The following is a 15,975-nucleotide window of genomic DNA, read 5'->3' on the forward strand; positions in this document are numbered from 1 at the left end:
CAACCCAGGCCGCCGACTGTTGGGTGGTGTGCTAGCGGATCTGACTGGCGGCCCAGTGGATCGCGCTGTCCAGTTCGGCGAACTTTGCGGATTGCCAGTGGAAATAGTCTTCGATGAATATCCGGGAAAGCCACAGCGCACCGCGGTTGCGAGGGCTTTCCCAGCCAAGCAGGTTATCCGTTTCGGCGCGCTTGAACATCCGCTTCAGATTGGTGAGGGAGATGCCGAACTCATTTGCGAGTTCGCTGATACTCACGCCCACTAGCAGGACGCGCTTGTGCTCCCGCGCATCGTCGGGGAGGCGGCTGATCAGATCGTGCAGCACGAGGCCGCCGACATCGGACCAGAGGAAGTGGCCGATACTGCTCCGTGGCTCCTTCCAGATCGGCTCCTGGATGAGGGCGCGTGCAGCACGCGGCTGCGCGAGATGAAAGAGCCGGGGCTCGTCCGCGGTTAGACTGGCACGATTGCCGTCGTCGAGTTGATCAAGGCAGGCCATATGCCCCAGGAACCACGAGGCCATGGCTTCCTCGCTGACCTCGGTCGTCTCGAGGCGACGCAGGCGCCGATCGGGCATTTCATCAGGAGCATCCCGCAGAAATTTGTAGGCGATGAGTTCGGCAAGGAATGAGGCTGCCGTATTTTTGCTGGCGAGATCAAACTCCTCGGCGACCTGCATCATGCGACCAGCCGTAAGCCCTGAAACGGGATTGCCTCGATCGCGTCCGGTATGCATGGCAAACAACGTCTGCGTCAGCAGCCACTTTTGGTGCGAGGCGGCGAGGCGGGCAAGACGAGGAGCGCGTTTGTGAATGCCGATAAGATGGAGCGCGATCTGACGCTCGATCGACAGAAACAAGGGGTGATGAAGGATTTCATCGCGTGTATGCAGTCGGCCAGTGAACATCGTCTTCGCGGTCGGATAGAATTCGTTCCAGTTGCTCCTCTTACATTTGTGACGGTGTTTCAATGCGGAACTTGGTGAGCGGGTCGTTAATTGCTCGGTATAGTTAAATTCTACGGCCCGGGATCATTTCGTCAACTTGGCAGGCGCTGATTCAGCCGCTCGATGTCTTCGCGCAATGCTGCAATTTCGGTGAGCACCCGCATGTCTATCTTCTGATGCAGGGAGAGAACCTCAAGTTCTGCTTTGAGATTGACTTCGTAGTCTTTCGCCGCCTCGAAGCGATCGCGCTCTGCTTGCCGGTTCTGCGACATCATGATGATGGGAGCCTGGATTGCGGCAAGCATCGAGAGCACGAGATTGAGGAAGATGAAGGGATAGGGATCGAAGGCGCGGGTGAATAGGACGACGGTGTTTACGACGCACCAGAAGAACAGGAACAGGAAGAAGGCGACAATGAACGACCAGGAGCCGCCGATGCGGGCAATCGAATCCGCCAGGCGCTCTCCAGCGGAAGATTCCGCCTGCAAGGCCGCGTTAATGTCCGTCGAGATTATCTTGCGCTCGTGGGCTTTTGCGAGAACGCGCTTCTCGATTTCGCCGAGTTCATCGGGTTTGTCGAAGTGATGGTGGATGAGGTCCGATAGGTTATGCATTGCCGACTCCGAATGCTAGATCGCTCGGGCGCCAGTATTCCGTAATGTTTTCAAATTGCAATGCGGGCTTGTGCCGCTCTTTTACGTGCCTTGCGCATACAGCCACGCATGCTGTGGGAAGAAGCGATCGAGCGTCTGAGCCTTGCCGAACATGATGTCGTGCTGGAGGTATCGATAGTCCCGTACGAGGGGATCGAGGCTCTTCGGTTTCAAAACCCAATCGGGCGACGGCGTGTTGTCGCGCGCAATCAGCTGATAGCGATCGATGACGCTGTACTTCTTCTGCACGCGGCCGAGAAAGCCCGTGTAGTAGGGATGCTCGAAGCCGGCGAACTTTAGAAGATGGTAGGGAAGGAGCGACGGGCTGATCGTACCCACATCCTTCTTGCTGCCTTTCTTGTTGGACCAGATGACGAGCGGCGTCTCGTGCTCCTGCTTCATGACGCTGACCGATGCCTTGCGCGTGGCAACCTGGTCGGGCATGTAGCCGGTCGCCGTGTAGACGTTGCCGAGTGGCGGAAGGTGATCGCCCCAGAGGACGATGATCGTCTCGCGATCGCGCTTCTCGGCCCAATTCATCAGCATCTTGAGGCTGTCGTCGGCTTCCTTGATCCCTTGCGTATAGGTGGCCAGCGTTGCCCGGTCCGCATCGTTCAGGTTGCCCTTGATGTCGACGCTGTTGTGTACGTAACGGTTCGGCTCGTAGGGACCATGTCCCTGCAGAGTGACACCAAAGAAGAAGAACGGACGATCAATACCGTCGGCCTCGTTCATGATCTCCTTCATGAGGGACTCGTCCGAAGCGAAGATGCCCCTCTTTTCCATCGGAGGCATGGTTTCTTCAGAGCGGAACTGTTCGAAACCGAAGTCCTTGTAGACTTCGTTGCGGTTCCAGAACCAGCCGCTGAATGGATGCAGAGACCGGGCGGCATAGCCTTCGCCGCGGAAGAACGTCGCAAGCGAGGGGACGTTGCTGCGAATATACTGCTGGTAGGGAATGCTGCCATAGGGCAGGAAGGCATTCGAGAAGCCCGTCAGTGCCTCGAATTCGACATTGGCGGTCATGCCGCCAAACTCGGGTGAGAAGACATGGCCCGACTGCTCGGCCCTGATATTCGGCATCGGATCCGGCGACAGGGTGACGGTCTTCAGCCGGGTCGGATCCCAGAAGGATTCACTCATCAGCATGATCACGTCGGGCTTTTCGCGCGGGCCGCTGAGATAGCCGTAGTTGCGGGTCGGAATAGCATCAAGCGCCTGCGTACCGAAGCCGACCGGCGCTGCCACGTCGGCCATCGGAATGTTGAAGATGAAGGCGAGGATGAAGCCGTTGCTGCGGTAGTTTTCCTTCTGATCCCACATCATCGGCACGACCTGAAGGCGATCGCGTATGTAGGAGTATTTGGAATAATCCATCAACGCGCCAAAAGCTGCGATAACAGGTAAGCCGATACAGAGTTGACGCAGTTGGGCGGTCCTTGAGAGCCGCGGACAACGGCGCCAAGCGAAATGCCACAGGACGGCAATCGCGACCGCGGAAAGAACGATGCCAACGACCATGGCAACCGCTGTCCACGGCCGGTCGCGCGCCATCACGGGAAGCAACTCCATGATCTGGCGCCCAAATAGGACGTCGGACGGGTACAGGGGGTCCGTGAGATAATGCTGCTTCTGGCTGGAGACGATGGCGGGAACGAGCACCAGCGGCAGAACGATCAACGCCGAAATGAATCGTCTTCCCAGGGCAGCGTCCAGCGAGAGCATCAGGACGGTCAACATCACGACCGTTGTCATGCCGGGGCGTACCGGCGATGTCAGGAATTCGCGCACATCGGCGAACCCATCGCGGGCGATTATTTCGACCGCTACAGTGGCGAAGAGAGCAATCAGCGCCGAAAGGCAAATTCCGAGCGCAGCGCGTAAAGCTGGCGATTGGGCGCTTCCCCTGACACCAGTGGAAAGCGACGCGAAACGCGCTGCCGCTGCGGACCTCATTCCCAACGCGATCAACTAAGAAACTCCAACGTCATAAAAGCTTCATCGAACTGTCACATCTTCGTCATGAACGCTAGATGAACCGTTATGTTTCCCACATTTGTGATCGGTGGATAAAGCGCCGCCGGCGCCGTCCGCGGATGCCCGCTTCGGTTCACTTGCTTGTGCCGAGCGGCGAGCCGTCGTAGGTCTGACGAGTTCGATGTCAGGAGGATTCAGATTGAGAAGTTCCATCGAGATCTACAACATCAAAACAGGCCAGGCGCGCGTTGTCTGGCAAACCACGCAACTGGTGGAAGCGCCAAACTTTTCGCCGGATGGAGGCTATCTTCTGCTGAACGGTGACGGGCTTCTCTACCGCCTGGTGCTTGACGGTTCGGGCAAGGTCGAGAAAGTCGATACCGGATTTGCCACGGCCTGCAACAACGATCACGGCATCTCGCCTGACGGCCGTCAGATCGTCATTTCCGACAAGACCGAGTTCGGGAAATCGACGATCTATGTACTTCCGGCAGAAGGCGGCGCGCCGCGTCTGGTGACGCAAAATCAGCCGTCCTATTGGCACGGCTGGTCGCCCGACGGGAAGGATCTCGCCTATTGCGGCATCCGCGACGACCTATTCGACATCTACACGATTTCGGTAGACGGCGGCGACGAGAAGCGGTTGACACGCGGCGAGGGGCGCAACGACGGGCCAGATTATTCGGCCGACGGCCAGTGGATCTACTTCAATTCCAGCCGCACGGGCCTCATGCAGATCTGGCGCATTCATCCGGATGGGACCGGCCTCGAACAGATCACCAGCGACAACTACGGCAATTGGTTTGCTCATCCGTCGCCCAACAACGATAAGGTCCTGATCCTCTCCTACGACCCCGACGTCTTCGACCACCCTCGCGATCTCGATGTTTGTCTGCGGCTGATGGATATGGATGGCGGCAACCTGACGACGCTCTTCAAACTCTTTGGTGGGCAGGGAACGATCAACGTGCCGAATTGGTCGCCGTCAGGCGATGAGTTCGCCTATGTGCGGTACTACCCGATCTCAGCATGAAGGATTGCATCGACAGATTTTTCGCGGCATAGACCCTCCGTCGGGTGCCCGTCTCAGGCGGGAGAATCGGGAATTCGGTGAAAGACCGAAACGTGCCCAACGCTGTAAGGCTGACGACTGCCGCAACAAGCCACTGGTCCAGTATCGGGAAGGCGCGGCAGCCGGATGACGCCAAGTCAGAAGACCGGCCCGACATCATAGACTGACCCGCGTGGACGGCGGGGCGGTTGTGTTGTTGGGGATTGACGATGCGACCAGACAATTCAGGCTCCCTGTCGGGAGCCGCAGCCTTTTCGGCCGAGGAACGTGACGCCGTATACAAGGCGATATCGACGCGTCGTGACGTACGTTCGGAATTTCTCCCGGACCCCATACCGGATGACGTCATCATCAGGCTTTTGTCGGCTGCGCATCACGCGCCGTCCGTCGGGTTCATGCAGCCTTGGAATTTCATTCTGGTGCGCGATCAGCAGGTGAAGGAGGCGGTCTGGCAGGCGTTCGATTACGCCAACCGCGAGGCCGGCGAGATGTTTCAGGGGGAGCGACAGCAGCTCTACCGGTCGCTGAAGCTGGAGGGCATCCGAGCCGCACCGCTCAGCATTTGCGTCACCTGTGATCCCAATCGCTGCGGCGATGTCGTTCTCGGCCGAACGCACAACCCACGAATGGATTCCTACTCCACGGTCTGCGCCGTGCAAAATCTGTGGCTCGCAGCCCGCGCCGAAGGCGTGGGGGTCGGCTGGGTGAGCATCTTTCACGAGTCCGATATCAAAAGGATTCTCGGCGTTCCGGAGCGGGTCGAGATCGTTGCCTGGCTCTGTGTCGGCTACGTCGATCAACTCTATCAACAGCCGGAGCTGGCGGTCAAAGGATGGCGCCAGCGCCTGCCGCTCGAGGAGCTTGTCTTCATGGATCTTTGGGGCAATTCAGCGGAATGATGCGGCCTACTGTTGCTGCGGCTGGGGGCCTGGCTTTGCCGGGTTCTTGAGGTCGATCGTACCTTGGTCGCCGGCAAGGAACTGCGGGCCGATCTGGCGCACCTTGCTTCCTGCCGGATCATAGGGCCTGTCCGGCACCTGAGGCTGAGGCGCGGCCGGTGCGACGGCATGGCTCTCCATCTCGGGCTTCTTGGTTTCGATCGTTGTGATCGATCCCTGTTGTGGCGGTTCGCTGATCGATTGGTTTTTTCGCATCCGCGCGTAGTAAGCGTTAAGATCGCAACTGCAGGACGATTTTTCGCCGGGCTTGCGGTTCTTGTAAGCGAAAGCATTCGGCATGGCGGTGTAAGGAGCGCCTGTCGTCGCGGAGATCATCTGCGATGTCTCGGTGCTGGAGACGTCATGATAGAAGAGCTCGGTTTCGATGCCGGGACACATCTTCGAGCAGGTGTCGGCATCGCGGGCAAAGTCTTGGGATGTTGCGTTCGAGCTCAACGGAAAGAAGCCGCCGTCACAGCTTCGCACGCATACGGTGTTCAGATGAGAGAGCGGCGACAGGCCCGGGAGACCATAACGGCGCTGGCTTGGATCGCCACCCAAGGGAATGAATGTGTCGTTCCGCAACGCCTGATCTTCGATGCTGGGTGGCGGCGCATATCCTTGGCCGGTGTCAGCGGGCCACTGCGCCTCGTTGCAGCCGTTGTCGTCGAGCGCTGCAAGAAGCTCGTTCCTCATGCGGACATCCTCACTCTGGCCGCGCAGTTCGTCGCGACGCTGCTGCAGATAACGGATGTTGTCGACCATCTTGGCTTCGGCGCGCTCGAGTTCGCCACAGTAGCCGTCATCATCGCCGATCACGACCATGCTGCCGCTCGTGCAGCCGTTTTGGCGCAGATCGCTCCGGAGTTTGCGAAGTTCAAGGTTTTGTTCGGCTATGGCGCTGGCGTATTTGCGCACTTCGGGCGTGCTGCCGATGATCTGCGGCAGGTCGGCGAGGCGGCCGCGCAGGTCGCCACAGATCGCCGGCATCTGGGCATGGGTCGGCCCGGTCAGAGCAAGGGCGGCTGTGAGTGACAAAATCCAGCGCTTCAAGGCATCGTCCCATCGGTGAGCAAATACCAGGGTCATCAGGCGCGGCGTCCTGCCGCGCCTTCATTGCTAGCCCGCTTGTCGCAACAAGCTGCGGTCGGAACCTTAACGCATTTTTTCAATCTGCCGCAAATCACGCTGGCTGTGAAGCCTCGACGACGGCGAGGGCGGCCATGTTGACCACGCCGCGGGAGGTCACGGAAGGCGCCAGGATGTGCGCCGGCAGTGCCGCGCCAAGCAGGATCGGCCCGACATGCAGTCCATCGATCATCGACTTTACAACGCCCAATGTGATGTTGGCCGCATCGAGGTTCGGGAAGACCAGCAGGTTGGCTTCGTCATGCAGTGTCGTATCGGGCATGACGCGCTTGCGCAGCGCGTCGGAGATTGCGCTTTCGCCGTGCATTTCCCCGTCGACTTCCAGTTCCGGCGCAGCCTCGCGCACCAGCTGAAGCGCAGCGCGCATCTTCGTCGCGCTCTCGGATTCACGCGAACCGAAGTTCGAGTGGGATACGAGGGCAGCACGCGGCGTGATGCCGAAGCGCTTGATTTCCTCTGCGGCGAGTATTGCGGACTCGGCAATCTCTTCGGCGCTCGGATTGAATGTAACGTAGGTGTCGGTGAAGAAAGTAGCACCGCGTTGCGAGATCAGCAGGCTGAGCGCCGAGAAGTCGCAAACGTCTTGCCTCTTGCCGATGATCTGGCGGACATCGCGCAGATGCTTCTCGTAGCGGCCTTCCAGGCCACAGATGAGCGCATCAGCTTCGCCGCGCTTTAGCGCCAAAGCGCCAATGACCGTCGTGTTTGTGCGCACGATCGTGCGGGCCGCTTCCGGAATGACGCCACGCCGTCCGACCAGTGAGAAGTAAAGATCCACGTATTCGCGGAAGCGCGGATCGTCTTCCGGATTGATCACGTCGAAATCTGCAAGCGGGCGGATGCGCAGACCGTAACGCTGCAGGCGGGTTTCGATGACCGATGGGCGGCCGATCAGAATCGGCTCGGCAATGCCTTCTTCGAGCAGGACCTGTGCTGCGCGCAGGACGCGCTCATCCTCGCCTTCGGAGAAGATAACCCGCTTGCGCTCGGCGTTCTTGGCCGCCGCAAAGATCGGTTTCATGATGAAGCCGGAACGGAAGACGAAGCGATTGAGCTGATCGAGATAGGCGTCAAAATCGATGATCGGACGCAACGCGACAGCGCTCTCGGCAGCGGCTCTCGCGACTGCCGGGGCAATGCGCAGGATCAGGCGCGGATCGAAGGGCGAGGGGATCAGATAGTTTGGACCGAAGACCGGTGTCTCGCCGGAATAAGCGCGGGCTGCGACATCAGATGGTTCCTCGCGTGCAAGGGCGGCAATGGCGCGCACGGCGGCCATCTTCATTTCTTCGTTGATCGTCACTGCGCCGCAATCCAGCGCCCCGCGGAAAATGTAGGGGAAGCAGAGAACGTTGTTCACCTGGTTCGGGAAGTCGGAACGACCGGTGCAGATCATCGCATCGGGGCGGGCAGCGCGGGCGAGATCGGGCATGATCTCCGGCGTCGGGTTGGCAAGCGCCATGATCAGCGGGTTCTCGGCCATCTGCGCGAGCAGTTCCGGATTCAGCACGCCGGCGGCGGAAAGGCCAAGAAAGACGTCGGCGCCGCCGATGTTTTCGGCGAGCGTGCGCGTGTCGCTCTTCTGGGCATAGACGCTTTTCCACTTGTCCATCAATTCGGCGCGGCCTTCGTAGACGAGGCCTTCGATGTCATGGACCCAGATATTTTCCCGCTTGGCACCCAGCGTGACGAGGAGGTTGAGGCAAGCAAGGGCTGCCGCGCCGGCGCCTGAGGCAACGATTTTGACCTCGTCAATCTTCTTGTTCGCCAGTTCCAGGCCATTGAGGATCGCGGCAGCGACGATGATGGCGGTACCATGCTGGTCATCGTGGAAAACCGGGATCTTCATGGTCTCGCGGAGCCGACGCTCGATCTCGAAACATTCCGGCGCCTTGATATCCTCGAGATTGATGCCGCCGAAGGTCGGCTCGAGCGAGGCGACGGTGGAGACCATCTGATCGACACTCGGTGCCTCGACTTCGATGTCGAAGACGTCGATGTTTGCGAATTTCTTGAAAAGGACGGCCTTGCCTTCCATGACTGGCTTTGAGGCAAGCGGACCGATATTGCCGAGGCCGAGAACGGCCGTGCCGTTGGAAATGACTGCAACCAGATTGGCGCGGGAGGTGTAGTCGGCGGCCGTTTCGGGATTATCGCGGATCGCCAGGCATGGTGCTGCAACACCCGGGGAATAGGCGAGCGCCAAGTCGCGCTGGTTGCCGAGCGGTTTGATCGCCTGGATTTCGATCTTGCCCGGACGGGGATAGCGGTGAAAGTAGAGCGCCTGCTCGTCGAGGCTTCCACCTGCCAAATTCTTTTCCGTCTTGGACTTTTCCTGATGATCCATCGTCGCCTCCGAGCTGCCGCATGCTGTCTTGGAGTGTTTTCATTACATCAAACGGCATGGCGGAACAGTCGGAATTTCCGTTCGAAATGCGAAAACAACGCAAATCTGCCGTGACGTCAGCGCAGGTCCACCGAAACCGGGAAAATCCACCGGGACAGCAGCATGTCATCTTCCTGAAACACGACTCTGGTTTTGGAGGGGGAGGTGAACGATGGGACACGAGCAGGATGCTTGTGAGGGACAATATGGATACGCGGCACTTCCGTACGCTTTTCATTTCCGATGTGCATCTCGGCTCCAAGGCCGCGAAAGTTGACTTCCTGCTCGACTTTCTCAAGCATCACGAGGCGGATACCATCTTTCTTGTCGGCGATATCATCGACGGCTGGCGGCTGAAGCGTAGCTGGTACTGGCCGCAGGATTGCAACGACGTTGTCCAGAAGCTGCTGCGCAAGGCGCGCAAGGGCACGCGGGTCATCTATATCCCGGGCAATCACGACGAATTCCTTCGCGACTTTCCGGGCACCCATTTCGGCGGCATCGAGGTCGCTGAACGGATGATGCACGAAGCGGCCGACGGCAAGAAATACCTCGTGCTGCATGGCGACGAGTTCGACGTCGTCGTGCGCAACGCGCGCCTGCTCGCCTATCTCGGCGACTGGGCCTACGACATGGCGATCATGATCAATATCGGCCTAGCAGCCATCCGTCGCCGAATGGGCATGCCCTATTGGTCGTTTTCGGCATGGGCCAAGCTGCAGGTCAAACACGCAGTCAACTTCATCGGCGAGTTCCAGCGTGTCGTCGCTGAAGAAGCCCGCAAGCACGGTGCCGACGGCGTGATCTGTGGCCATATCCACCACGCGGTGATGGAGGACATGGACGGCATCCGTTACATCAATACCGGCGACTGGGTCGAAAGCTGCACGGCGATTGCCGAGCATCAGGACGGCACGTTTGAATTGATCGAGTGGCGTGCAACGAGTGGCATACAGCCGATGCCGATGGCGATCGGCCATCGTGAAAAGGAAGTCGCGCAGCAGGCCGCTTAAGCGCGGCCTTCCCTCCCCAATTCTATGCATCAATTTAGCCCGTTGTGTCTTTGCGACAGGCCCTATTTATTTTTTGAAACGTTTCAGATGGGCAATTTCTTGCCATAGTCGCCTTTAGGTTGATGTGTTAGGCAACGTTCAGTTTCCTGCAGGTCCACCGATGATTCCCGCTCAAAATCCTCCGGCAAGTGAGGAGGCACCGCCGCGCTTTCGGCTGCTCAGTGCCTTGTCGTACTGTGCGCCTTTACTCGTCAATGGCGTGGCCTTACCGTTCTTCCCGATGTGGCTTGCGCTGCACCAGTTCAACGACCATGAGATCGGCGTCATTCTCGCCGTGCCGATGGTCGTGCGAGTCCTCGTCGCCCCTATTGTCGCGATGTATGCCGACCGGATGAAGGAACGGGCGGATGTGTTGCTGTTTTCTGGCTGCCTATCGCTGCTAACGGCGATCGCGCTCTACTGGACCAATACATTCTGGCCGGTGCTGATCGTCTACACGATCCAGGGTGCAACCTTTGCCTGTTACGTCCCGGTCGTCGAGTCGATCGTGATCTCCGGTGTCCGGCGCTGGGGCCTGGACTACGGTTCGATGCGGGTATGGGGTTCGGTGGCGTTCATCGTCTCCACCCTGATCGGCGGGCAATTGATCGGGCGTTGGGGCGGCGAGATGGTGTTGCCGGTCATGACATTTGGCTTCGTGACAACGGTGGTGATGGCGATCTACTGCCCACGAATCGGTCCGACGCGCAGGCGTGGCACACCGGTCGATATCTCGGCGGCGACCGGGAGTTCGCTACGGCAGCCTCATCTGCTCGCTTTGCTGATCGGCGTCGCAATCCAACAGTCGAGCCACGCGGTCCTGCAGGCGTTCGCGTCCCTCTACTGGCGCGATCTCGGCTTCTCCGGCACGCAGATTGCCGTCCTTTGGAGTGCCGGCGTCGCGGCCGAAGTGACGGTGTTTTTTCTGTCTCGTCGACTGAGTCGCCGATTTAGCGCCTGGACGCTCATTCGCTTCGGTGCGGCGGTCAGCGTGTGTCGCTGGATCCTGTTTCCGATGCATTGGGGTTTCTGGGGCTTCCTTCTGCTCCAGTGCATGCATTCCTGCACCTATGCCTTCGTGCATACGGGTGTACAGAGACGGATCGTCGCCTCGGTGCAGGAGACCCAGGAGTCGTCGGCGCAGGGCGCCTATTTCTTCTACAACGGCATGTTCATGGGACTAATGACGATTGCTTCCGGCTACGTCTACGCGTGGCTCGGCCTCGCAAGCTACTACGTCATGGCGCTGGTTGCCCTAACCGGGCTGGGCCTCGTAATCGCGGCCTATTATCTTCAGCCCCAAAGCGTTGTTTCCGGCGGCCAAACGAGGGAGGCTGCGTAACGCAACCCGGGTTCGCGGTCGCGAGCCAGGAGTAGCGGCCCGTCCAGGTCGACGAACTCGGCATCGTGCCCCAACAATACGGCTGGCGCCATAGCCAGGGACGTGCCGACCATGCAGCCAACCATGATCTTGAAATCAAGGCGTTGCGCCTCTTTCTTCATCGCAAGCGCCTCGGTGAGGCCGCCAGTCTTGTCGAGCTTGATGTTGATCGCGTCGTAGCGGTCGCGAAGGCTCGCGAGGTCGCCGGTATGATGTACGCTCTCGTCCGCACAGACGAGCAGCGGACGACGGATCTCGGCCAGGAGTTCGTCCCTGCCTGCCGGCAGCGGCTGTTCGACCAAGACGACACCCGCCTCGGCAGCGATGCGAAGATGGTGCTCCAGCGTTTCCTCTGGCCAGCCTTCGTTGGCATCAAGGATGATGGCCGCATCAGGGGCAGCATCGCGAACCGCGCGGATGCGGCTTTCGTCGTCGCCGGTGCCGACCTTGACCTTCAGCAGCGCCCGACCGGCGTTCGCACGCGCCTGGGCTGCCATGACATCAGGTTCGCCGAGCGAGATCGTAAAGGCCGTCGTCAGCGGTTACAGCCCAGCCAGTCCCAGGCTGTTGATGACAGCGTTGCCCGAGTTCTTCGCTTCGAGGTCCCAGAGGGCGCAGTCCACGGCATTGCGTGCGGCTCCGGGCGGCATTGCACGCTGCAGTTCCTGGCGCGTCAGGCCACCCTTGATCAGCGGTCCCGCAGCGTCGATCTGTGCGGCGACGCTTTCCATCGTCTCGCCATAGCGGCGATAGGGAACGCATTCGCCCCGGCCGACCATGCCGCGTTCCCGGATTGTGCAGAGGATCACGTCCGCCGACGTTTTGGCGCCGCGCGAGATCGTGAATGCGCCGGCAATGGGGAAGGATCCGTCTGAATTTCAAGTGACCGTGGCATATTTGCAATCCTGCGCGCATGGAAATTTGGTGTGGCTTGGGTATATTGATCCGAAGCGGCGAACCGCTAGTTCGCGAGTCGCGCAATGTCGCCGTAAGCCTTGAAAGACACAAGCGTTTTGAAGTCCGAAACCCGTAACGCCGCCTCACTGCATGTGGACGACCAGACCCATGGCTCGGGACAGCTCGTTCATATCGAGGGGAATTGGCGAAGTGCCAACCTGCATCTCATTCTGCGCGACTTCGAGAAACTCACAGCCGGCCGCAGCGGTGAGGTGACGCTCGACCTTTCCGGCGTGACGGATATCGACACGGCGGGGGTCTGGTTGCTCTGCCGGCTGAAGAGGCAAGTAGAAGGCGCCGGTAGCACCGTACGCTTCGAAGGCAGCAACGCGCATATCGACGAAATGATCGCGGAGTTCTCCGAGGAGCCGCCGCAGCCCGAGCAGGAGCCGCAGCGAAGCCCGAGTTGGACGGAGCGGATCTTCGCGCCGATCGGTAAGATTACCTTCGATATCTGGAATAACCTCGCGGCTGCGATGTATATCCTCGGCTCCGCTGTCCGCGGCGCGCAGATGAAATTCGGGCGCGGTAGCGGCGTATCGCCGGCGTCGATCGTTAATCAGATCGACCACATGGGCGTGCGTGCGGTGCCGATCATCTTGCTGATGTCGTTCCTGATCGGCGCGATCATCGCGCAGCAGGGCGCCTTTCAGCTGCGCTATTTCGGTGCCGAGGTCTTCGTCGTCGACCTCGTCGGCATCCTGCAGCTTCGCGAAATCGGGGTGCTTCTGACAGCTATCATGATCGCCGGCCGCTCTGGCAGCGCCATCACCGCCGAAATCGGTTCGATGAAGATGCGCGAGGAGGTGGATGCGCTGAAGGTGATGGGGCTCAATCCTGTTGGAGTGCTCATCTTCCCGCGTCTGGTTGCGCTCACGGTGGCACTGCCGCTGCTGACTGTCATTGCGAATTTCGCGTCGCTCTTTGGCGCTGCGGTCGTGGCGTGGGGCTATTCGGGCATTACCTTCGCGAATTTCATCGCGCGCCTGCACGAGGCGATCACGCTATCGACGGTTCTATCGGGGATGATCAAGGCACCATTCATGGCGCTGGTTATTGGTATCGTTGCGGCGATCGAGGGCTTAAAGGTAGGCGGTAGTGCTGAGTCGCTTGGCCAGCATGTCACGGCGGCGGTGGTGAAGGCGATCTTCGTCGTTATCCTCATGGACGGGCTTTTTGCCATGTTCTATGCGGCCATCAATTTCTAGGGATCGTACGTGGACGGACAGCAGGCAGAGACCAGAAACGATGAAGGACGGGATGTCGTGCTCTCGGCGCGCGGCGTGACCGTGGGTTTCGGGTCGAAGGTCGTTCTCGACAATCTGAACCTCGATATCTATCGCGGCGAGATACTGGGTTTTGTCGGTGCGTCGGGGACAGGCAAGTCGGTCTTGATGCGGACGGTGCTTCGGCTGCTGCCGCGCCGTTCCGGCAACATCAAGATCCTTGGTCAGGATTTTGACGAACTGGACGAACCGCAGCGCAATGCACTCGACATGCGTCTCGGCGTGCTCTTTCAGCAAGGAGCCTTGTTCTCCTCGCTGACGGTGAAGGAAAACATCCAGGTGCCTATGCGCGAGTATCTGGATCTTCCGCAATCGCTGATGGACGAACTGGCTCAACTGAAAATCCGGCTGGTCGGGCTGGCGGCGGATGCCGCCGACAAATACCCGTCGGAGCTTTCGGGCGGTATGATCAAGCGTGCGGCGCTGGCGCGCGCCTTGGCGCTCGACCCGGAACTGGTGTTCCTCGACGAGCCGACTTCGGGCCTCGATCCGATCGGTGCTGCGGAGTTCGATGAGCTCATTGCAAGGCTCAGAGACACTCTCGGACTGACCGTCTACATGGTCACCCACGACCTCGACAGCCTCTTCTCGGTTTGCGACCGCATTGCTGTGCTTGGCAAGAAGCGGGTAATGGTCGAGGGAACGATCGACGACATGCTGGCCTTCGACGATCCGTGGGTTCAGGCTTATTTCAAGGGCAAGCGGGCGCGTTCGATCGTGCCGCAGAGTGGCCACGCAGGCAAGGACAGCCTGGCGCAAGACAGCCGCGGGAAGTGAGCGGATACGATGGAAACAAAAGCGAACTACACGATTGTCGGCTTTTTCACGGTGCTTGTCATCGCGGCGGCGTTCGGCTTCGTCTACTGGATGGCCGAATATGGGCGTGGCGGGCCAATGGCCGAACTGATCGTCCGTATCCCCGGCTCCGCGAACGGCTTGAGCGTCGGCTCGCCGGTGCGGTTCAACGGCATTCAGGTCGGTTCGGTCAAGTCGTTGTCGATCGATGCGGACGATCCGAGCTTCTCGCTGGCGTTCACCGAAGTCCGGGTCGATGCGCCGATCTATCCTTCGACGAAGGCGATCCTTGAAATCCAGGGTCTGACGGGTGCTGCCTATATCGAACTGTCGGGGGGCAAGATCGGCGAAAAGAACATCCTTCAACAGTCGATCGACACCGGGAAGCGAGCGGTTATCATCGCGGACCAGTCGAGTGTGACGAACCTTCTGGCGACGGCAGATAAGATTCTCGACCGCGCGAACGATGCCATCGGGCAGGTTCAGGGGTTTGTGAAGGATGCGCGTGGGCCGCTGACCAAGACATTGCAGAATGCCGAGACGTTCTCCGACGCGTTGGCCAAGAACTCCGGCAACATCGACTCGTTCCTGCAAAGTGTCGGACAGCTGTCCGATACGGTTCGCAAGGTCTCAGGCCGTGTCGACTCGACGCTGGAGGCGGTCGAGGCGCTGGTGAAAGCCGTCGATGCGAAGAAGATCGATACCATTCTCAGGAATGCCGAGAAGGTCAGCCGCGACGTCGCCGATGCTTCAGGCAACTTCAAGGGAGCGATCGAGAAGTTTCAGGAAACGGCGACGACCTACAATGACCTCGGCAAGAAGGCGCAGGCGACACTCGATCGGGTGGATACTCTGGTAGCGCAGATCGATCCGGCGAAGGTCAAGGGATCCGTAGACGACATCTCGCAGGCAACCAAGGATGCGCGCACCGCTGTCGCATCGATCAAAGACGTCGCGAACACCGTTTCGGCCCGGCAGAAGGACATTGATCAGACGATCCAAAACGTTTCGCAGATGGCGAACAAGCTGAACTCGGCTTCGACGCGCGTCGACGGCATTCTGATCAAGCTGGATGCGCTGCTCGGAACGGACAATACGCAGTCGCTGTTTGCGCAGGCGCGTGACACGCTCACCTCGTTCAAGAAGGTCGCCGACAACCTCAACTCGCGGATTGGTCCGATTGCCGACAATCTGCAGAAGTTTTCCAGCGGTGGGCTGCGCGATATTCAGTCGCTCATCAACGACACGCGCTCAACCGTACAGAATCTTAGCAATACGATCAGCGATTTCGACCGCAATCCGCAGCGGCTGATTTTCGGCGGGGATACGGTAAAGCAATATGACGGCCGGACGCGGCGTTAACAGGGATATTAGGGGAGCGCA

At 59.6% G+C, this 15,975-nt stretch carries 12 protein-coding genes, 1 pseudogene and 1 riboswitch; of the genes and pseudogenes, 7 read left to right on the forward strand and 6 right to left on the reverse strand.

The annotated features are described in order from the left end of the window. Positions 1-31: 31 nt before the first annotated feature. The 3 genes from LPU83_RS49410 to LPU83_RS49420 all read right to left on the reverse strand — a co-directional run bounded on the left by LPU83_RS49410 (position 32) and on the right by LPU83_RS49420 (position 3,570). Entirely contained in the window at positions 32-907 is an 876-nt protein-coding gene (locus tag LPU83_RS49410; RefSeq protein ID WP_024312797.1) for a hypothetical protein, read from the reverse strand. A gap of 131 nt (positions 908-1,038) precedes the next feature. Then, entirely contained in the window at positions 1,039-1,560 is a 522-nt protein-coding gene (locus LPU83_RS49415; RefSeq protein WP_024312796.1) for a DUF1003 domain-containing protein, read from the reverse strand. Between the two features lie 81 nt (positions 1,561-1,641). Next, complete coding sequence (locus tag LPU83_RS49420; protein WP_024312795.1) at positions 1,642-3,570, reverse strand: LTA synthase family protein; 1,929 nt, start codon at positions 3,568-3,570, stop codon at positions 1,642-1,644. Positions 3,571-3,775: 205 nt separating this feature from the next. Between LPU83_RS49420 and LPU83_RS49425 the strand changes: the two genes are divergently transcribed. Both LPU83_RS49425 and bluB read left to right on the forward strand, forming a co-directional pair. Beyond that, entirely contained in the window at positions 3,776-4,609 is an 834-nt protein-coding gene (locus tag LPU83_RS49425) for a TolB family protein (RefSeq protein WP_024312794.1), read from the forward strand. Positions 4,610-4,634: 25 nt separating this feature from the next. Beyond that, positions 4,635-4,816, forward strand: a riboswitch (cobalamin riboswitch). 41 nt (positions 4,817-4,857) lie between these two features. Then, positions 4,858-5,547, forward strand: coding sequence for a 5,6-dimethylbenzimidazole synthase (bluB, locus tag LPU83_RS49430; protein WP_024312793.1), 690 nt, complete (start codon positions 4,858-4,860; stop codon positions 5,545-5,547). Positions 5,548-5,553: 6 nt separating this feature from the next. Here bluB and LPU83_RS49435 read toward each other — a convergent pair whose 3' ends face one another. Further along, complete coding sequence (locus tag LPU83_RS49435; RefSeq protein WP_024312792.1) at positions 5,554-6,639, reverse strand: DUF2865 domain-containing protein; 1,086 nt, start codon at positions 6,637-6,639, stop codon at positions 5,554-5,556. Between the two features lie 130 nt (positions 6,640-6,769). After that, positions 6,770-9,082 carry an NADP-dependent malic enzyme gene (locus LPU83_RS49440; RefSeq protein WP_024312791.1) on the reverse strand — a complete coding sequence of 771 codons (2,313 nt, stop codon included), beginning with the start codon at positions 9,080-9,082 and terminating at the stop codon, positions 6,770-6,772. Positions 9,083-9,327: 245 nt separating this feature from the next. Between LPU83_RS49440 and LPU83_RS49445 the strand changes: the two genes are divergently transcribed. Both LPU83_RS49445 and LPU83_RS49450 read left to right on the forward strand, forming a co-directional pair. After that, positions 9,328-10,134, forward strand: a complete 807-nt coding sequence (locus LPU83_RS49445) for a UDP-2,3-diacylglucosamine diphosphatase (RefSeq protein WP_024312790.1) — start codon at positions 9,328-9,330, stop codon at positions 10,132-10,134. Between the two features lie 160 nt (positions 10,135-10,294). Beyond that, on the forward strand, positions 10,295-11,515 hold the full coding sequence (locus LPU83_RS49450) for an MFS transporter (RefSeq protein ID WP_024312789.1): 1,221 nt from the start codon (positions 10,295-10,297) through the stop codon (positions 11,513-11,515). Here the strand turns inward: LPU83_RS49450 and dgcA are convergent. Further along, positions 11,467-12,449 (reverse strand): annotated as a pseudogene (gene dgcA, locus LPU83_RS49455) (N-acetyl-D-Glu racemase DgcA). The gene LPU83_RS49450 and the pseudogene dgcA sit on opposite strands and share 49 nt — an antisense overlap. 100 nt (positions 12,450-12,549) lie before the next feature. On the opposite strand from dgcA, the gene LPU83_RS49460 reads away from it, so the two are divergent. The 3 genes from LPU83_RS49460 to LPU83_RS49470 are packed head-to-tail and all read left to right on the forward strand — an operon-like array spanning position 12,550 to position 15,954. Next, positions 12,550-13,719, forward strand: a complete 1,170-nt coding sequence (locus LPU83_RS49460; RefSeq protein WP_024312786.1) for an ABC transporter permease — start codon at positions 12,550-12,552, stop codon at positions 13,717-13,719. A gap of 9 nt (positions 13,720-13,728) precedes the next feature. Continuing rightward, a complete protein-coding gene (locus LPU83_RS49465) occupies positions 13,729-14,574 on the forward strand; it encodes an ABC transporter ATP-binding protein (protein WP_024312785.1) in 846 nt (281 codons plus the stop codon). 9 nt (positions 14,575-14,583) lie between these two features. Next, positions 14,584-15,954 carry an MlaD family protein gene (locus tag LPU83_RS49470; protein ID WP_024312784.1) on the forward strand — a complete coding sequence of 457 codons (1,371 nt, stop codon included), beginning with the start codon at positions 14,584-14,586 and terminating at the stop codon, positions 15,952-15,954. Positions 15,955-15,975: the final 21 nt, after the last annotated feature.

Origin of the sequence: Rhizobium favelukesii, from assembly GCF_000577275.2 — a bacterium.
GTDB lineage: Bacteria > Pseudomonadota > Alphaproteobacteria > Rhizobiales > Rhizobiaceae > Rhizobium > Rhizobium favelukesii.